The following is a 20,300-nucleotide window of genomic DNA, read 5'->3' on the forward strand; positions in this document are numbered from 1 at the left end:
TCATTATGAAATTATCATTTGTAGTTTTTTTTCTTTTTATCTCTTTTGCATGTAATAAGGGTAAGAAAAATGATAAAAATTCATTATCCAAAGAGTTGGTAACATATTATCCAACTTCTACAACCGGCGTGGTTATAAATCACAAATATTATTCACTTTCATATAGTGAAGAAGATGAACAAGCGGAATGGGTAGCCTATAAAATAATTAGTACTAAATTGAACAATATCAGTCGAACTAATAATTTTAAAGAAGATCCTTATGTTCAAACTGGTTCTTCTCAGGTTTATGATTATCAAGGCAGCGGCTATGACAGAGGTCATTTAGCACCGGCAAAAACAATGTCTCAAAATAAAAATTCGATGAGTGAAAGTTTTTATATGAGTAATATAAGTCCGCAAAACCCTGGATTTAATCGTGGTATATGGAAAAAGCTAGAAGAAAAAGTGCGCTATTGGGCTAGTATGAATGATTCGTTATTAGTAGTTACGGGTCCTATTCTACAAAGACCAATTGATATAATAGGTGATAATGATGTTACCGTACCCAGAGCATATTATAAAACATTATTGAGTTTTAAAGGCAATAAAATTACAGGTATTGCATTTATAATGCCAAATCAAAAATCAGATAAAAGTATATATTCATTTGCTGTTTCAATAAATGAAGTAGAAGAAAGAACAGGAATTGATTTTTATCAAAAATTAGATAATACAATTCAAGTTAGAGCCGAAGCAAATGATAATTTAAAAATTTTCACGAGGTTAAATACTGGCCGAACTCACACAGGGGCTAAAAATAACAAATAATTTTCCATAACAAAGAACTGAGCTAAAAAACAACGCTGTTCTTCATTAATTTTGTACACTATTATGCTAGGCTTAATTTTAGAATTAAGCTTTTATTCTTAAATTTCATTTACTATTTAACCACAAGTACCAAAACAAAAGTTGCATCATACCGATGCCTTATACTAATTATGCTTTGGTCTTTTAATATCGAGTATCGTAATGAAGTATTCTAAAACCAAGCACTTTTCATAATGATTATTTCATTGATAAATACTGAATCAAATTCAGCACAGATTTCAATAAAAATTTAGACTTCTTATCTTTTATTGAATTCTAACATGTCGGGTTGTAATTTAAGGTTGTATAAAGAGATTACTTCAGTCGCTCCTCTTTCGCAATGACGTTTTTTTTAAAAGGATTTCTTTCTAATAAATTGATTCTAAACCTACCTGATTAATGTCATAGCAGCCCTCCTACTTTTCATTTAACTTTATTTGTTTGTCACTTACATTCTATAAAGGTTAACATAATGGCTAAATCAATAAAGAAGCTACACAAGATCTTAGTAATACTACCTTTTGTGGGGCTATTTCTTTTTGTATGTTTTTATATTATTGCCAGCTTGCAATATACTGGAGGATCTTTTGTAGCACCAGACCATCTTAATTTCAGTTTAAAAAACAATTATTTATGTGATCTGTTAGAAACCTATCAAATTGATGGAACTCTAAACCAAGCACGTCTTTTTGCACGTATTGCCTTAGTAGTAATCTGTTTCAGTATTCTATTATTTTGGACTTTATTTATAAAGTTATTCCCAAGAAAAAGCAAGTTACAAGTGCTCATGCAAATTATGGGTATTCTTTCTATGTTGGTTTTGCTTTTTTTGGTTTCTGGAAATCATGATATAATTATTCGTATTGCTGGTTTTTTTGGAACCATAGCCCATTTAATTGCTTTATATGAACTCTATAAAATAGGTTATTTTAAACTTACGCTCTTTGGTGTTTTCAGTTTCTTATTATTTTTAATGAACTACTTTTTGTATGAATTAGCGTTACTATTATACCTGCTACCTATAATTCAAAAAATTACTTTTATTCTTTTTTTAAGTTGGTTTACGATTCTAAACAGTATAATTTATAGACATTTAAATACTATTTAGACGCTAATTTCCATAATTTTGTTGACTAAAAAAGGGGTAATAGAAAAAAATAAGTACGTGTATTTAGTTGTATATTTGCCGCTCTTATATAAGAAAATTAGACGATACAGTTATGTTAGTATTACCGATGCCTTTCAAAAAATTACATCCGCAAATAAAAGAGAAATTAGAAGATTTTGAAATTACAACACCTACTCCATTTCAAATAAAGAGTATTCCTGTAATAAAAAGTGGTGCTAATATCTATTGTACAGCTCCGGAAAATAGTGGAAAAACAACCACGTTAATATTAACTACCTTAAACAAGTTAAAGTGTGAGGAAGTTGGCACTGCGCCAAGAGCCCTCGTTCTTGTAAAGGATAATCAAACAGCATTAGAATTATATGATGCCTTTTATAAATATACCAGAAGTACTACTTTACGTGTTTATTTTGGTGATGAAAAGCAGCATATTGAATTGCTGAAATCAGAAATATTTGAAGGGATAGATATTTTGATTTCTACACCTAAAGTAGCCAGCAAATTACTTTTATTAGAAGGTTTAAATACCACGCAATTAAAGATTTTTAGTATTGATGATGCAGACTTTTTAACAAGAACAGCTTCTTCTGCAGATATAATGGCTATTACACAAAGTATTCATAAATGTCAGTTTGTGATTTATTCAGAAAAAATGCACCCAACGTTAAAACGTTTTGAGTCTTATTTTATGCAATACGCTAAAACAGTTGCCCTTTAGATACTATAATTTATAAAATTTTTTATAACTTCGTGTTTAATTATGAAAAAAGTATTCCATAAAATAATGTCCTTAGTAATGGCTTTTGTAGTGTTATTCTCTACAATGTCGTTTGCTATAAATATGCATTATTGTGGCGATACTTTAGTAGAAACTGCCATTTTGCAGAAAGCAAAAGGATGTGGCATGGAAATGGAAAACTCTTCTACTAAAGACTGTGCTATTAAAAAAAAGAATTGCTGTAGTGATAGGCAATTAGTAGTGGATGGTCAAGACGAATTACAAGTACAGGTTCATCAAATTTCTTTTGAACAACAACTATTTATAGCTTCATTTTTATACTCTTACAATACCCTTTTTGAAGTTTTAGAAAATAGAGTTTCTTACGAAGAATATGACCCGCCCCTCGTTATTAGGCCAATCTTTAAACTTGACGAGACCTATTTAATTTAATTTTTAAACAATAGACTTTTTTATCCAGTGAATGTATTTCATATGGATAATTTCTTGTATTCGGTGTTTTTTGAACATCAATGTCTAACTGTTTAATTATCAAAGCTAATGCTAAATAGAAGCATCAAATTTTTAATAGAAAATAAACTCGTTGCAGTTTTAATGCTTATTCTTTTTGTAGGATGGGGAACTATCAACGCACCTTTTAATTGGGATACTGGTTTTTTACCAAGCAATCCTGTATCCGTAGATGCGATTCCTGATATAGGAGAAAATCAACAAATTATTTTCACCAAATGGGAGGGTCGTTCTCCACAAGATATTGAAGACCAAATTACATACCCTTTAACCACTTCACTATTAGGAATTCCCGGTGTTAAAACGATTCGTAGTTCATCTATGTTTGGTTTTTCAAGTATCTATCTCATTTTTGAAGAAGACATTGAGTTTTATTGGAGCAGAAGTCGAATATTAGAAAAACTAAACTCATTACCAAACGGCTTACTACCAGAAGAAGTGAATCCTGCTTTAGGTCCAGATGCCACAGGATTAGGCCAAATATTCTGGTACACGTTGGAAGGTCGTGATGAAAACGGAAATGTAACGGGCGGTTGGGATTTACAAGAACTAAGAAGTATACAAGATTACTATGTAAAATATGCTTTGTCATCTGCAAGCGGTGTATCTGAAGTAGCTTCTATTGGCGGGTATGTTAAAGAATATCAAGTAGATGTGAACCCAGAGTTAATGCGTCAATACAACATCAGTTTACAGCAAGTTGTAAAAGCTGTTAAAGAAAGTAATAAAGATATTGGCGCACAAACCTTAGAAATTAACCAAGCTGAATACTTAGTGCGTGGTTTAGGGTATGTAAAATCTATTGAAGATATAGAAAATGCAGTCGTTACTTCTGAAGAGTACACGTCCATTAGAATTAAAGATATTGGTAAAGTATCCTTAGGTCCTGCAGCACGTCGTGGAATTTTAGATAAAGAAGGTGCTGAAGTTGTTGGCGCTGTTGTGGTGGCTCGTTATGGAGCAAACCCAATGGAAGTTATCAATAATGTAAAAGGCAAGATTAGCCAATTAAGTGCAGGTTTACCTACTAAGGTATTAAAGGATGGCAGCACATCACAAGTTACCATTGTTCCTTTTTATGATAGATCAGAATTAATTCAAGAAACACTAGGCACGCTCAACGAAGCTTTAACCTTAGAGATTTTGATTACCCTTTTGGTCATTATTGTTATGGTATTTAATTTAAGAGCTTCCATTTTAATATCAGGCTTATTACCAGTAGCTATTTTAATGGTATTTGTAGCGATGAAATTATTTGGTGTAGATGCTAATATTGTAGCGCTATCAGGAATTGCAATTGCTATTGGAACCATGGTTGATGTTGGTGTTATTCTATCGGAAAACATCATAAGACATATAGATGAAGATACCGAAAGCTTACCAATAAATACAGTTGTTTATAATGCAACAACAGAAGTTTCTGGAGCAATTGTTACAGCAGTAGCAACAACCATTATCAGTTTTCTGCCAGTATTTACAATGATTGGTGCTGAAGGAAAACTATTTAGACCCTTAGCTTTTACGAAGACTTTTGCGCTAATTGCGGCACTGATAATCGCATTATTTTTAATACCACCATTTGCTGCAGCGATCTTTAAAAAAGTAACTATTAGAAAAACAACAAGCTATCTTTTAAATAGTATGCTTATAATTCTAGGACTTATTATAATGATTTCTGGGTATTGGATTGGGGTTTTATTAATCGGTTATGGTTGTGTTGCGCTGTGGTTTTTAAAGGTCAAAGTGGATTCCTATAATTTTTCACTTTTCAACGTTCCCTTTTCACTTAATAAGAATCTTATTAACATTATAATTTCAGTATTCGCTATTGTTTTTCTTTTAGCGGAGTATTGGAGACCTTTAGGAGTTGATAAAAGTATCTTCTTTAATCTGTTGTTTGTAGGTGTTATTTGTTTTGGGTTGTTAGGTGTTTTTATGTTGTTCCAAAAATTTTATAAACCTATTTTAAATTGGGCATTGCATAACCGGTTATTGTTTTTAACGATACCTACTACCCTAGTTGTTTTTGGTTTTTATATTCTAAAAAATACAGGAAAAGAATTTATGCCATCCTTAAATGAAGGTTCATTTCTTCTAATGCCTACTTCTATGCCTCATGCTGGTGTAGAAGAAAATAAACGGGTATTACAACAGCTGGATATGGCTGTAGCGAGTATTCCTGAAATTGAAACGGTAGTTGGTAAAGCGGGTAGAACAGAATCGCCTTTAGATCCTGCACCACTATCTATGTATGAAAACATGATTCAGTACAAACCTGAATATATGTTAAATGCACATCGAGAGCGTCAACGTTATAAAGTGAATACTGATGGTTTATTTGAATTGAAAGATGGGCGCTTTATTGCAAATCCAAATTCCTCTAAAAATATTGTACTAACTAAAGTGCATCGTTCTCAATTAATAGAAGACAACGAGGGTAAGTTCTACCGCAATTGGCGACCAAAAATTAATTCTCCAAACGATATTTGGAATGAGATCGTAAGCGTTACTAAATTACCAGGAGTTACTTCTGCACCAAAACTACAACCTATTGAAACACGATTAGTGATGCTGCAAACAGGTATGCGAGCACCAATGGGAATTAAAGTAAAAGGACAAGATTTAAAAGAAATTGAAGCTTTTGGTGTGCAGTTAGAAACTATCTTAAAACAATCTGAAGGCGTTAAAGTTGAAGCTGTTTTTGCAGACCGAATTGTTGGTAAACCGTATTTATTAATAGATATTGATAGAGAAAAAATTGCCAGATATGGTATTTCTATACAAGATGTACAAGATGTACTAAAAGTAGCTGTTGGTGGTATGGTTTTAACCCAAACCGTAGAAGGAAGAGAACGTTATGGAATTCGTGTACGTTACCCACGAGAATTACGTGGTAATCCAGCCGATTTAAAAAGTATTTATGTACCTGTTTCAAAAGGAAATCCTGTTCCACTGAGTGAATTGGCAACTATTCGTTACGAAAAAGGTCCGCAAGTCATTAAAAGTGAAGACACCTTTTTAGTAGGCTATGTACTTTTTGATAAATTGGATGGTTTTGCAGAAGTAAATGTGGTTGAAAGTGCGCAAGCACTTATTCAGCAAAAAATCGACTCAGGACAATTAGTGGTTCCAAAAGGAATTAATTATCAATTTACAGGAACCTACGAAAATCAATTGCGTGCAGAAAAAACCTTATCTGTAGTAGTTCCTTTAGCACTGCTTATTATCTTTTTAATTCTGTATTTCCAATTTCGTTCCGTTTCAACATCATTAATGATATTTACGGGTATTACAGTTGCGTTTGCTGGTGGTTTTATAATGATCTGGTTATATGGTCAAGAATGGTTTATGAATTTTAACCTGTTTGGAGAAAATTTAAGAGTGCTATTTAATATGAAGACCATTAATTTAAGTGTGGCAGTTTGGGTTGGTTTTATAGCCTTATTTGGCATTGCAACAGATGATGGTGTGGTGATGGCCACTTATTTAACACAAACTTTTGAAAAAGAAACACCTTCTGATAAAAAAGGAATCCGTTTGGCAACATTAGAAGCTGCAGGAAAACGTATTAGACCTTGTTTAATGACAACCGTTACAACCGTTTTAGCACTACTTCCAGTATTAACATCTACAGGAAGAGGTAGTGATATCATGATCCCTATGGCGATTCCAATTTTTGGAGGAATGATTATAGATATCACCTCCTATTTTATTGTCCCGGTTTTATTTAGCTGGAGAGAAGAATTTATTTTAAAAAGAATAAAGAAAAAAGAGAATGGAATATAGATTAATAATTAGCACCATGGAAAACTATAAAACAGAAAATATCCTAAAAACAGTTTTTGCTTTTTGTTCTTTATTCTTTGTTCTTTCAGCAGAAAGTCAAGAATTAGATACCTACATACAAGAAGCGTTCATAAATAACCCAGAAATTCAAAAGTTTGAATTGCAATATACTATAGCTTCTGAAAAAGTGAAGGAAGTAAATACGTTACCAAATACCGAAATTGGCGTAGGTTATTTTGTGAGTGCACCAGAAACACGAACAGGAGCGCAACGCTTTAAAGTATCTGCTAAACAAATGTTACCTTGGTTTGGAAACATTACGGCTAGAGAAAATTACGTTTCTTCCTTAGCAGATGCTAAATATGAAGATATTACAATTGCCAAAAGAAAACTAATGGCTTCAATTTCTCAATCGTATTACAATTTGTATGCTAACAAAGCAAAACAAAAAGTATTCGTAGAAAATATTGAATTATTAAAAACTTATGAGACTTTAGCATTAACATCTGTCGAAGTTGGTAAAGCATCCTTAGTAGATGTTTTACGTTTACAAATGCGTCAAAATGAAATGCAACAATTATCAGCTATTTTGCGTCAACAATATTTCGCCGAACAAACTAATTTTAATAAACTTTTAAATCGTGATAAAGAGATTAAGGTTGATGTGATTACAGCGTTGTTAATTCCTTCAGAATATTTTGAAGTCAATTCTGGAAACTTAGCATTACATCCTGAGTTACTAAAATTTGATAAGCTTTATTATTCAGTAGAACAATCTGAATTGTTGAACCAAAAAGAGAGCAGTCCTATGATTGGTTTTGGTTTGGATTATATAAATGTTGAGAAGCGTCCAAATTTAGATTTTAGCGACAATGGTAAGGATATAATAATGCCTATGGTTTCTATATCAATTCCAATTTTCAACAACAAATACAAATCTAAAACGAAACAAAACGAGTTACAACAACAAGAGATTTTATCTCAAAAACAAGAACGTTTAAACAAATTAACAACTCGCTTAGACGAAGCTGTTAATAATAGAATTTCTGCACGTATAAGTCATAAAACACAATCCAAAAACTTAAAAAAGGCTAAAAATGCACAAGACATTTTAATAAAAAGCTATGAAACTGAAACAATAGATTTTAAGGATGTTTTAGACATTCAGGAATTGCAATTGAAGTTTCAAATGAAGCAAGTAGAATCGGTAAAAACCTACTATGTGCAAAGCACAATTATTAATTATTTAACTCAGTAAAAAATGAAACATACATATACGATAGAAGGCATGACTTGCGGAGGTTGCAAAGCGTCCGTTGAAAAATATTTAAACGAAATAGAACACGTTACCAATGTTTCTATTCATCTTGAGAAAGGAGAAGCAGAAGTTACAATGGATAAAAATATTACAACAGAAGTGCTACAAAAAGCATTGCCAGAGAAATATACACTTCTAGAGAAGCTAGAAAAAAACGTGTTTGCACCATCGAGTGCATCAAGTGCTACCATAGAAGCAGAAAAAAGCAAACTACAACAATTAAAACCGCTTTTACTTATCATTTTTTATATAGGAATAGCAAGTATTCTTTTGCATTATAAAGATTGGAGTTGGAGCGAATTTATGCTCGATTTTATGGGTTTATTTTACATTGTATTTAGCTTCTTTAAGATGTTGGATTTAAAAGGCTTTCCAGAATCTTTTAAAATGTACGATCCTTTGGCTAAAAGAATTCCAATCTATGGTTGGATCTATCCATTTATTGAAACAGCTTTGGGAATACTATTTTTAATGCGATTTGAAATTGAAATAGCGTTAATTGTAACCTTGATTATTTTAGGAATTACAACTGTTGGTGTCACAAAAACTTTATTAGATAAAAAATCGATTAAATGTGCCTGCTTAGGTACAGCTTTAAAATTACCAATGACAGAAGCTACATTTATTGAAAATGCTATTATGATAATCATGGCAGTACTAATGTTATTAAACATCTTTTAAAATGAAAAAATATATAGTTTATATAGGAATATTAACTGCTGGATTACTACTAGGTTGGGTCTTATTTGGCAACTCATCAAGTAAAGAAACAGAACACAATCACGATAAAGTATCAGAAAAAAACCAAAAATGGACCTGCTCTATGCATCCACAAATTATGCAACCAGAAGCAGGAGATTGTCCTATTTGTGGTATGGATTTAATTCCTGCAGAAACGAGTGCTGATGGTTTGGCAGCAGATCAATTTAAGTTAACAGAAAATGCTTTGTCTTTAGCTAACATTCAAACATCCGTTGTTGGTAATAGCAATCAAAAGGACAATTTTGTAAAATTATCTGGTAAAATTGTTAAAAATGAAGAATCTAATGCTGTTCAAGTAAGTTATTTCTCTGGACGAATTGAGAAATTAAATATCAGTTTTACTGGAGAAAAAATTAGTAAAGGGCAACTTTTAGCAACGATCTATTCACCAGAATTATATGCTGGGCAACAAGAACTTATTACTGCAAGTTCTTTAAAGGAATCTCAACCGGCCTTGTATAAAGCAGTTCGTAATAAATTGAAATTATGGAAGCTTTCTGAAAAACAAATAAACCAAATTGAAACATCTCGTAAAGTAATAGAAAATTTCCCGGTTTATGCTACAGTTTCCGGCACAGTTACTGAAAAATTAGTAGCACAAGGTGATTATGTCAAACAAGGGCAATCCTTATTGAAAATTACAAATTTAAATACGGTTTGGGGTAATTTTGATGTGTATGAAAATCAAATAAACAAGTTCAAAAAAGGGCAAGAAATTTTAGTAACAACAAATGCTTATGCAAATGAAGAGTTTAAGGGGAACGTAGATTTTATAGACCCCGTTTTAAATACTAAAACAAGAACAGTAACAGTAAGAGTTGTATTAAATAATAAGCATAACAAGTTTAAACCAGGAATGTTTGTTGAAGGAAAAATTAAAGGAATCTCTTCCAACAAAGAAAAAGTAGTAACAATACCGTCTTCAGCTATTTTATGGACTGGTAAACGCTCTGTAGTATATTTGAAATCAAATCCTAATGAACCTATTTTTGAAATGCAAGAAATCACCTTAGGAAATAAAGTTGTTGATAATTATGAGGTATTAGAAGGCTTGAATAATGGTGATGAAATAGTAACAAATGGAACGTTCACCGTTGATGCGGCTGCACAATTACAAGGTAAAAAATCAATGATGAATAAAGAAGGTGGTAAAACAACTACTGGTCATGAAGGACATCTTGGAATGAAAGAGACTGCTTCATTAAATAATGAGAAGCAGTCTAATAAAAATGAAAGGATTAAAGTTTCAGTAGACTTTCAAAATCAATTAAAAGTTGTTTTTAATGACTATATTTTTCTAAAAGATGCTTTGGTAAAAGATGATTCAAAAAACGTAATAAAAGAAGCAAAAAAACTATTGGAGAATCTTGTAAAAGTTGATATTAAACTATTAACAGATAATAAGGCTCATACGCATTGGATGACCTTAGAAAAAGAAATAAAAAGTGCAACAAATTCAATTTCAAAAACATCAAATATAAAAGAGCAAAGAAATCATTTTAAACATGTATCATCCTATATAACAAATGCAATTGAAGTATTTGGAATAAATGAAAAGGTGTATCATCAATTTTGTCCTATGGCAGATAATAATAAAGGTGCCTATTGGTTAAGCAAGGAAGAAAAAGTAGTGAACCCCTATTTTGGCAATGCAATGCTTACCTGTGGAGAAGTAAAACAAATAATAGAATAATAACAATTAAATTTTAAACAATGAAGAAAGTAATTTTAAGTGTCGCTTTAATAACTGCAATGTGTTTTAGTAGTTGTAAAAATGAAGCCAAAAAAGAAACAAAAACGGTAACTACTGAAGTCTCAAAAGAGGTTGCAATGACCGCTATTAGTTTTGGTGTAAGAGGAAACTGCGGAATGTGTAAAAGCACTATTGAAAAAGCAGCGAATGGTGTTGAAGGTGTAGGAACTGCAACTTGGGATGTAGATAAAAAGAAAATTGATGTATCTTTTGATGCTACAAAAACAGATGCAATGTCAGTTCATAAAGCAATTGCTGCCTCTGGTTATGATACAGAAAAAGTTGCAGGAAGTGAAGAAGCTTATAAAGATTTACCTGGTTGTTGTAAATACGACCACGAAATGATGATGAATCTAGCTGGTGAAATGAAAGAGAAAGATCATTCAACTCACAATCATTAAAAGTAAAATAATAAAACCTATTAAAATGTGTTCATTTTAATAGGTTTTATTTTAAAATTCGAGTAAACAAATTCCATTTAAAAAGAGTAAACTCCCCTCCTATATTAAGATTCATAAAAAATAGGTATTCACAAGACTGCTATTATTTTTTTTGAAGAATTTTATACATCTCACAAAAAAGTTAGATTTCCTTACAGGGTAGAAGAAACTTCATAAATAAAACGACTCAACGTATTAAATCCCTAAATTTGCAAACATATGTAAAACAGATAAACCTTAAAATGAATACTATAATACAAGCGATACCTGTTTTAGATTTAGATGGCTTTGCTATAGATTTAATGAAAGTATATGCTAATAAAGTGTTGCTACTAATTATTTATAACAATGATTGTTTGGGGTGTACAGGACGCGCAATTCCTTTGGCTTATGAATTTCAGCAACAATATCCATCCATTCAAGTTTTAGGTATTCATGCTAATTTTGTAAATAGAGAAGCAACAAAAGCGACTATTAAAAGTGTTTTTACTAGTGGCGAGAATCCGTTTCCTATTTATATAGATGAACATCACAAGGTTTTTGACCAATTTAATGCAGAAGGGACACCACATTGGGTACTAATTTCAGAAAAAGGAGAACTGTTTCGTTCATTTTTTGGATCGCAAGATAATGCACAAAATCGTTTATTTTATGCGCTAGAAAGTCTTGTTAAAAATAATAACGAATAAGCACAATAATAGAAACAAAAACATGGTTATATCTAAATTACATTATATATCTCAAGGAAACACAGCAGAAGAGCAAATAGAGAACATACAAAAAGCGTGTTCAGCTGGTGCAGAATTAGTGCAATTAAATTTTAAAAGTGTTTCCGACGAAATATTTTTAAAATTAGCAAAAGAAGCGAGAGAAATCACAGCTCATTTTCAAACAAGATTAATTATTAATTCGCATTATAAAATAGCAAAAGAAGTAAAAGCAGATGGTGTACATTTAGAAAAAACAGACACCTGCCCTACGATTGCTAGAATACATGTATTCACTTGGCAAATTATTGGCGGTACAGCAAATACGGTACAAGATTGTGAAACATTGCTTGAAAAACAAGTAGATTATATTAGTTTAAGTCCTTTTAGAGCTATAGATAAAAATAATACTTCTCCTGTTTTAGGTTTAAATGGTTATAAAGAAATTACTGAAGCCTTAAAAAGCGAAACACCTATTATTGGTTTTGGAGGCATTACCACAGAAGATGTTAAAGGTATTTTAGAAACAGGTGTTTCTGGAGTTGCAGTATCTGAAGAAATTACCAAAAACTTTGATATCATAAAAACATTTAATCAATTGTTAAATGCATCTTCTACCGAAGAGAAGCGTCATACGTTTTAATGAATCAATCGTTAGTATAAAGATTATTTTTAGTTCTAATTATTGAGGTTGTTTTAAATCTTTTTTAAATGATTAAATACACTTATCGTTAAAGGAATAAACATAAATCCACCAATTATAAATACGATAAACGCTTTTTGCAACCCAAAAGACGCTGCTAAATACCCAATTAAAGGAGGGCCTAAAAACATACCAATTGTAGAATAAGTTCCTACGATTGAAATAACGATTCCTATAGAATATTTTTTTGCTTTACCTGCCAATATAAATGTCATAGGAAAAAGACCTGAAACACCTATACCTACCAAACAAAAACCAATTAGTGCAGGCCAAAATGCAGGAACAATTACGGCAATTGAAACTCCACTCATTATTAAAACGGAACTTAAAAAATATAATTTTTTCATTCCAAAATAATCGATAAGCTTATCTATACTTAATCTATAAATAGACATACAAATCATAAAAAGTAAATATCCGTAGGTAAAAACTTCTTCTTTTATTACATCTTTAAAGTAAACACCATTCCAATCGTACATTCCACCTTCACAAACAGCAGCAAAAAACACCATTAACCCTAAAAGCATAATGTACTTGTTGGGCTTTCCTAACTTAAATTTATTTCCATCTTTAGCCTTATCATTTTTTATTAAATAAGGATATGCAATAAAAATAGTAATCAATGTAAAAATAGCAACCATTAAGAAATGTGCTTGAATAGAAATGTTTAGTTTAAGCATTAAGGTTGTAAATAAAACGCCTATTATTCCACCAATGCTCCATAAACCATGGAAAGAACCAATAATCCGTTTTTCAAATTTTTCTTGTAAAGAAATAGATTGTGTATTGATCGCTATATTTATAATTCTTATACTTATTGCAAACAGAAATAAAGCGAAAATAAGTAAGGGTAAACTGGTAGCAATACCAATTAAAAAAAGTGATATAGAAAAGAATATATAGGAAAATTGTTGTGGTATTCTACTATCATATTTTGACACCAACCAACCAGAAAGTGGAATACCAATAACAGCACTCGCAGGCATTATCATTAACATATTACCTAATTGTTCTTCACTAAAATTAAAATTGTCTTTTATTGTTGGAATACGTGATGCCCAAGAAGAAAAACAAATACCTGATAATAAAAAATAGGTTGAAAGTGAAATGCGCTGTAAACTTCTTTCTTGCATTTATAAAAAACATTTAAATGCAAAAATAATTCTTTCCAAGAATTGAAAGGTATTTTAAATTTAATTTTTTAAGTTATTTTATCTAAGCAACACCAACTATTTCTTTTTCACCTAATTGTTTAAGCATTTTTGTGTGATCTATAATGGCTTGTAACATTGATTTTTTAACATGGTAAGGCATCCCAAACTCTTCTGCAGTATCTGCTACAATTTTTGTTAGTTTTTTATAATGTACATGACACACATCTGGTAAAACATGATGTTCTACCTGGTAATTTAAGCCCCCAATTAACCAAAATAGGATGTTGCTTTTTGGAGAAAAATTTGTTGTTGTTGCAAACTGATGGCCATACCAATTGTTATTCATCATTCCTTGTTCATCTGGTAATGGAAAAGTAGTATCTGGCATTATATGTGCTATTTGAAAAACAATACTTACTAAAAGTCCGGTTACAAAATGCATACATAAAAAAGCCAATAAAATAAGATACCATGAAAATGGAAGCATAATCATTGGTAGAATTAATGCATAAGAGTAATAAAATATTTTCCATGCCGTCATGGCTATTAATGTTTTTTTATACTCGTTTTTCTTGTTTAAAAACCCCATATCTCTAAAGCGCTTTAAGCGCACAAAATCTTTTGTAGTAATCCAAGAAATAGTAGATAAGCTATAAAAAAACCAAATATAAATATGTTGGTATTGGTGCATCCAATAGTGTTTTGCATTTGGTGAAAAACGCAAAAAATAAGGTGCATTTAAATCGTCATCTGCATGATCTATATTGGTATACGTATGATGTAAAACATTGTGCTGTATTCTCCAAACGCTTGCATTTCCACCAATAAGATTAAACGAATAGCTTAAAAGAGTATTGATTGTTATATTTTTAGCATAGGATCCATGTATTGCATCATGCATTACGCCCATTCCTATTCCAGACATTCCAAAACCACTAATAATATAAAGTAAAAAAAGTAACCTTATATCTGTTATAGAACCAGTACCTAGTAATATTAAGGGCCCAAAAAACAAAGAAAGCATGATAACCGTTTTTGTTACCATAGTTGCATTGGCATTTCTGCTTTTTTTATTGGTTTTAAAATAAGTATTTACCCTTTTTCTTAATGTTTTAGAAAAGTCGGGGTTTATGTCTCTTGAAAATTGTGGAGTTTCGATACTATTAATTTTTTAATTAGAATTTTGCAACGCATCAGAATTTTAAACTGAATTACGAATTTTAAAAATTGAAAAAAACAAAGAATTAATCAAAGGGGAAAAATAAAAAAGCTCTTTAACAACTAATATTGTAAATATAGGTTAAATAACACTCCTACTTTTAGATAATGCTTTAATTAGTGATTATTAAATTTATAGTGATAAAAAAATAACAATGAATTTCACTTAAAAATTATTTCCCAATCAAGAATCACATACATAATACCTAGTAAAATGAAGCTATAAAATAAGCATGCCTTAATTGAAATACTTCAAAATAGGAAAACAGCGTTACAATAGAACTTACTTGAAATAGTATTGAAACTCTTTTAAAACCTCTAGGTTCTTTATTATTGATCTAATCGTTTTTATATTAAAAAGAAGCTACTCCTTAAAAAATGACAAAAAAAAATCCCATCAATTTTATTGATGGGCTTTTATAAAACTTTAAGTATCGATTTAGACAACTTTTACGTTAAATATGTTTAATCCTTTGTTTCCTTATTGACTATCAAATTCAAATGAAGCCGCTTACAGCCCATAAATTTCTTTGTCTAACCAACTTAGTCTATTATTAATCCAATTTACAAGATATTCCTTTTCTTCTGAATAGGTATTCCCTACAAAGTTATTGGGCCAAACATATTCTCCTAAAACGGGCCATTTTTCATAGTTTTCTTCTATTGCACCAGAGGAAGTTAGCGTTTCTATATAACTATTAATTTTTTGAGAAATAGCAAGATTAGAAAACTCATTACTACGCAATGCTAACCAACGCTCTTTTAATTGCAATACAAATGCTGGATCTTCCAATAAACGACTCCACCAAAAAGGAACTTGCCAAAAATCTCTTGAACAACGTTCATTAAATTTATATGCCCATACATTAGTTTCACCACCACCACAATAATCTGCATTTCCAAAAGCTAAATTAAAGTCCCAAATAGGTCCCATTTTAAGCTTCTCATTTTTATCTTTTGTAAGCCATGTACTTAATCGATACCCATCTACATTGTTTGATAATTCATTTAATAAAAAGAATTCAATAAAACTCTGGCTATCAATATAAGCATTATAGCCTTTATCTGGGTCAGCAAAATCGGTACTAGCTAATGCATTTTCAAAAGAAGCAATATAATCACTTATGTAGGTTTTTTGCGCTGTTGTAATATCATCTTCATCTGGAGTATCATAAACTAAGTGAATTTTTTGTCCATCAGTTGCATTTTTAGGAGGATATAAAGATGTTATAGCATTGTAATCTGTATATAACATTTCATTTGAACCACCTGCTTTATCCACCTTTAAAATGTATCCTCCAGTAAGATATTCTCCACTGTTTTCATCTTCTTTTAACTTATTAATATCAATCCGATTTTTATCTCTTTTTAACTTTTCTAATAATATATAAACTCCATTATAAGCATCGTTTATAGTAACATAAACAAATTTTGATCTACTCGCATAGCGTCCAATTTCTCTAGACAAATCATACATTAGCATGTTTCGCATTAATGATTTATCACTATAAGGCGCATATAATATCCAATCTTCTTCTTCTGGGAAGCCAAGTAAAGACACATTAATATCTTCGTTGGCAGCATCTCTGGTTTCAAAACCAAATTGTTTTTTAGGAAACCCTTGTGAAGAAGAGCCTCTTATTTCTATACCAATAGCTCCTGTATAATCTATTTGGTCAGCAACAATAATAGTCATTTCAGCATTAACTTTAGGTTCATCTACAATTTTTGCTCCATTGGTATTTATAAATACATGTGGTAATTTTATTTCTACAGGAGGTTCTTCTATGACGAGTCCGTTTAAAGTATCAGATTCCTTATTACAAGAGAAGAAAATAAGGATTATAAAACTATATAGTATACTATTTGTAATCGTTTTCATTGTAGTAAAGCTAAAAATGAATTCAAATATACTATATAAATTAATTCAGGCAATAAATAATTCTAAAGGCTAAAGCAAGAAGCTAAATTGAAACCTTAAAAAAATGACAAAAAAAAACCCATCAATAAAATTGATGGGTTTTTATAAAACTTAAAGTATATATTTAGATAACTTTTACGTTAACTGCATTTAATCCTTTGTTTCCTTCTTGAAGATCAAATTCAACTGTATCGCCTTCACGAATTTCGTCTACTAATCCTGAAATGTGTACAAAATGATCTTTTTCTACTCCTTCTTCAGTGATAAATCCAAATCCTTTAGATTCATTGAAAAATTTTACTGTTCCTTTACTCATCTTAATGTAATTTAATTTAATTATAATATATTGATTTGCAAATATAATACTATTTATTAAAAATATAACATATAAATTTTCTTATTTTCAATTTATGTTACGAAACACAATAAATAACCTCTAAAAAAGAGGCTTAATAATAAATAAAAACTTCCTGCTTTTTTAGCACATTTAACAATAACTATATAAAATAAAACCACTTTTAAAAATCTAATTATCATCTCGCTTAGATTCTTTAGCCAATCTTGGCAAACAATTTTCAGAAGACTTTATAATAGATACGTTCTCAAACGCTTTATACTTGAATCTAATTTTGTCTCAAAAAATGATATGATTTCTTAATTTAAAGCGATTCAATTTATTGAGAGATTAAATTAAATGAAATTTTAACCCCTTGAATAATCATACCAGTACCAATTATTGCAATAATTAACCCCATTATCTTACCAATTACAGAGATTACATTATTACCAACTATTTTAACAATAAGATCGCTTAATTTAAAGGTGTAAAAAGTTAATAAACTCATAGATCCAAAAATAGCAATTACCAAGAACATCTGTAAAGGAGCTGCATTAGATACAAAATTCATGGCAGTAACAATAGTTCCTGGGCCTGCTAAAATAGGAATAGCCAAAGGTGAAACGGCAATATCTTCATCAACATTTACATGATTAATACTTTTTACATTAGATTGTTTTGATTGTAACATATCAAAACCAATAAAAAATATTAAAATACCACCCGTAATTTTAAAGGCAGGAATACTAATATTAAATAATTCAAAAATATATTTACCTAAAAGAATAAAAAAAGTTACAATGATAAATGCTATGATATTAGATTTTTTATTGATCGCCCTTTTTGTTTTTTTATCTGCACCTTGTGTTAAGGACACAAAAACAGTCATGTTTGATATTGGGTTCGTCATTGCAAAAAAAGCAGTAAACACGGTAATTGAAAAGGTAAGTAAGTTATCCATTTATTGTTAAATTATTAATTTTTAAAGAAATTGAATTCATTCTTTACATCCAAAATATTTTTTTTGATGCTTTATCAATATAACAAATTATGTGATTAATTCTAAATTAATCTTCGTTTTATGAAAAAATAATTGAATTAAAAATTATTGGAGATTTTTAGCTAAAAAACAACTATTTACGGGACCTAATTATTTAAGATATTTTGTAAAAAATTTAGCGCCCGTTTTAATTGCTATTAAAGAATGAGGAAAGATTATTGTTGAAGAAAAAGGAGAAATAATAGAAGAATAATCACCAGATTTTCAACACCTTAATTGCCTTCTTTTTTTTGTTAAAATTCGCCTAATTTATATCGTTAAAATTGACAGTTTAAAATCCACAAATGGTCTATATTTGCCGCCATGTGGATGTATTTAGGACTTTTGTCAGCTTTATTTTTAGGATTACATAATTTATGTAAAAAACATGCAGTAAATAACAATGAAGTTTTCCCTGTATTATTAGGAACATTGATTGCTGGTTTTTTAGTCTTTTTACCTTTTTATATTGGTTCCCACTATTTTCCTGAATACCTAAAAGAACTTGGTTTTTTCATTAATGATATTTCTTGGCAATATCATGGTTTTATTATGATAAAATCAATGATTATGGCAGCCTCTTGGATTCTTGCTTACCAAGCCTTAAAAAACCTTCCTATAACGATAGTAACTCCCATAAGATCTGCAGGACCTTTTTTTACATTTATAGGAGCTATTTTTATTTATAATGAAAAACCAACACCTTTTCAATGGATTGGTTTTTTCCTCATTATATTCTCTGTATTTCTATATTCTAAAATAGGAAAAAAAGAAGGAATTGTATTTAAAAAGAACAAATGGATTTATGCTATAATTGGGGCTACATTTCTTGGAGCTTCTTCTGGACTTTATGATAAATTTTTAATTCAAACGTTAACATTAACGCCACAAACACTTCAATTTTGGTTCTGTTGGTACACGATTATTATCTTATTAATAATTTTATCAATTACCTTTTTTCCGAATAAAGAAAAAAGAAATAATTTTAAATTTCGTTGGTCTATAATTGCTGTTGGTGTATTATTACAAGCTGCAGATTATTTTTATTTCAAAGCACTCCAAGACCCAGAAGCTTTAATTATGCTTCTTTCTGCAATAAAAAGAAGTCAACTTATTATTGCAGTAGTTATTGGTGGACTTATTTTTAAAGAAAGAAATAAACGAAAAAAATTAGTCCCTCTTTTTGGAATTCTACTGGGTGTTTTTCTTATCCTCTATTCTTAAAATAATTCATTATAAAACCGATGCTCTACCCTCATCAATTTTTCTTATTTTGATATCATTAAATATTTGTTAAAAAAAAGAATGAACGTTCATTTTTAGATATCTTTACATAGGATTTCAAAAAATATGGCAATACTTCAAAAAAGCATAGACAAACGGAACGCACTTATAAAAGCAACTATAGAGTTGGTAAACAATAATGGTTTTCATGCAACACCTATGAGTAAAATTGCTAAAATGGCGAAGGTATCTCCTGCAACTATTTATATCTATTTTGAAAACAAACAAGACTTGGTTAACAAAACATATATAGAAGTAAAAGCAGCCTATACAGCTTATGCTTTTGAAACTTATGATGAAAATATGGCTGTTGAAGCTGGTTTTGAGTTGATATGGAAACGGATCGCACATTTTAAACTTAAAGAATGCGAAAATGCGATGTTTTTAGCACAATGTGACAATACTCCTATGATTGATGAAGAAAGTAGACAAGCAGGTATTAAGCATTTACAACCACTACTAAACCTTTGGGCTCGTGGTAAAAAAGAAGGAATTATAAAACCAATCTCAGATTACTTGTTGTATGCATATTCTATAAATCCATTATCTTTTTTAATGATTACGCAAGAACGTGGTGCTTTTACTTTAGATAAAACTCATCTAGAAGAAGCATATCAATCTGCTTGGAGTAGTATAAAAACGTGTAAATAAT

18 protein-coding genes are annotated in these 20,300 nt (G+C 30.3%); 13 read left to right on the plus strand and 5 right to left on the minus strand.

What is annotated here, in order from left to right; translation table 11 throughout:
* The first annotated feature begins 5 nt into the window (after positions 1–5).
* The 11 genes from BTO04_RS03115 (at position 6) to BTO04_RS03165 (ending at position 12,635) form a co-directional block, all read left to right on the plus strand.
* Entirely contained in the window at positions 6–809 is an 804-nt protein-coding gene (locus BTO04_RS03115) for a DNA/RNA non-specific endonuclease (RefSeq protein ID WP_087563108.1), read from the plus strand.
* A 511-nt stretch (positions 810–1,320) separates the two neighbouring features.
* Complete coding sequence (locus BTO04_RS03120; protein ID WP_087563109.1) at positions 1,321–1,956, plus strand: hypothetical protein; 636 nt, start codon at positions 1,321–1,323, stop codon at positions 1,954–1,956.
* 112 nt (positions 1,957–2,068) lie between these two features.
* Complete coding sequence (locus tag BTO04_RS03125; RefSeq protein ID WP_232455941.1) at positions 2,069–2,695, plus strand: DEAD/DEAH box helicase; 627 nt, start codon at positions 2,069–2,071, stop codon at positions 2,693–2,695.
* Positions 2,696–2,737: 42 nt separating this feature from the next.
* Entirely contained in the window at positions 2,738–3,148 is a 411-nt protein-coding gene (locus BTO04_RS03130) for a hypothetical protein (RefSeq protein ID WP_087563110.1), read from the plus strand.
* Positions 3,149–3,256: 108 nt separating this feature from the next.
* Positions 3,257–7,012, plus strand: coding sequence for an efflux RND transporter permease subunit (locus BTO04_RS03135; protein WP_087563111.1), 3,756 nt, complete (start codon positions 3,257–3,259; stop codon positions 7,010–7,012).
* Positions 7,002–8,270, plus strand: coding sequence for a TolC family protein (locus BTO04_RS03140; RefSeq protein ID WP_232455942.1), 1,269 nt, complete (start codon positions 7,002–7,004; stop codon positions 8,268–8,270). The genes BTO04_RS03135 and BTO04_RS03140 overlap by 11 nt, the downstream gene beginning before the upstream one ends.
* A gap of 3 nt (positions 8,271–8,273) precedes the next feature.
* The gene (locus BTO04_RS03145) at positions 8,274–9,011 is read left to right on the plus strand and encodes a MauE/DoxX family redox-associated membrane protein (protein WP_087563112.1); all 738 of its coding nucleotides are present in this window, start codon (positions 8,274–8,276) and stop codon (positions 9,009–9,011) included.
* A 1-nt stretch (position 9,012) separates the two neighbouring features.
* Entirely contained in the window at positions 9,013–10,785 is a 1,773-nt protein-coding gene (locus BTO04_RS03150; protein ID WP_087563113.1) for an efflux RND transporter periplasmic adaptor subunit, read from the plus strand.
* Between the two features lie 20 nt (positions 10,786–10,805).
* Positions 10,806–11,246 (plus strand): heavy-metal-associated domain-containing protein, encoded by a 441-nt coding sequence (locus BTO04_RS03155; protein WP_087563114.1) that lies wholly within the window; start codon positions 10,806–10,808, stop codon positions 11,244–11,246.
* Between the two features lie 281 nt (positions 11,247–11,527).
* Positions 11,528–11,974 carry a redoxin domain-containing protein gene (locus tag BTO04_RS03160; protein WP_087563115.1) on the plus strand — a complete coding sequence of 149 codons (447 nt, stop codon included), beginning with the start codon at positions 11,528–11,530 and terminating at the stop codon, positions 11,972–11,974.
* A 22-nt stretch (positions 11,975–11,996) separates the two neighbouring features.
* Complete coding sequence (locus BTO04_RS03165) at positions 11,997–12,635, plus strand: thiamine phosphate synthase (RefSeq protein ID WP_087565314.1); 639 nt, start codon at positions 11,997–11,999, stop codon at positions 12,633–12,635.
* Positions 12,636–12,688: 53 nt separating this feature from the next.
* Here the strand turns inward: BTO04_RS03165 and BTO04_RS03170 are convergent, their stop codons facing one another.
* From BTO04_RS03170 to BTO04_RS03190, 5 genes are all read right to left on the minus strand, one after another.
* Positions 12,689–13,828 (minus strand): MFS transporter, encoded by a 1,140-nt coding sequence (locus BTO04_RS03170; RefSeq protein ID WP_087563116.1) that lies wholly within the window; start codon positions 13,826–13,828, stop codon positions 12,689–12,691.
* 82 nt (positions 13,829–13,910) lie between these two features.
* Positions 13,911–14,894, minus strand: coding sequence for an acyl-CoA desaturase (locus BTO04_RS03175; RefSeq protein ID WP_232455943.1), 984 nt, complete (start codon positions 14,892–14,894; stop codon positions 13,911–13,913).
* 684 nt (positions 14,895–15,578) lie between these two features.
* A complete protein-coding gene (locus BTO04_RS03180) occupies positions 15,579–16,949 on the minus strand; it encodes a CotH kinase family protein (protein ID WP_087563118.1) in 1,371 nt (456 codons plus the stop codon).
* Between the two features lie 163 nt (positions 16,950–17,112).
* Positions 17,113–17,304, minus strand: a complete 192-nt coding sequence (locus BTO04_RS03185; protein ID WP_087563119.1) for a cold-shock protein — start codon at positions 17,302–17,304, stop codon at positions 17,113–17,115.
* Between the two features lie 358 nt (positions 17,305–17,662).
* On the minus strand, positions 17,663–18,286 hold the full coding sequence (locus BTO04_RS03190; RefSeq protein ID WP_087563120.1) for a MarC family protein: 624 nt from the start codon (positions 18,284–18,286) through the stop codon (positions 17,663–17,665).
* A 402-nt stretch (positions 18,287–18,688) separates the two neighbouring features.
* On the opposite strand from BTO04_RS03190, the gene BTO04_RS03195 reads away from it, so the two are divergent.
* Positions 18,689–19,588, plus strand: coding sequence for an EamA family transporter (locus BTO04_RS03195; RefSeq protein ID WP_087563121.1), 900 nt, complete (start codon positions 18,689–18,691; stop codon positions 19,586–19,588).
* Between the two features lie 126 nt (positions 19,589–19,714).
* Entirely contained in the window at positions 19,715–20,299 is a 585-nt protein-coding gene (locus tag BTO04_RS03200; RefSeq protein ID WP_087563122.1) for a TetR/AcrR family transcriptional regulator, read from the plus strand.
* The last annotated feature ends 1 nt before the right edge of the window (position 20,300 follow it).

This window comes from Polaribacter sp. SA4-10 (genome assembly GCF_002163835.1).
GTDB lineage: Bacteria > Bacteroidota > Bacteroidia > Flavobacteriales > Flavobacteriaceae > Polaribacter.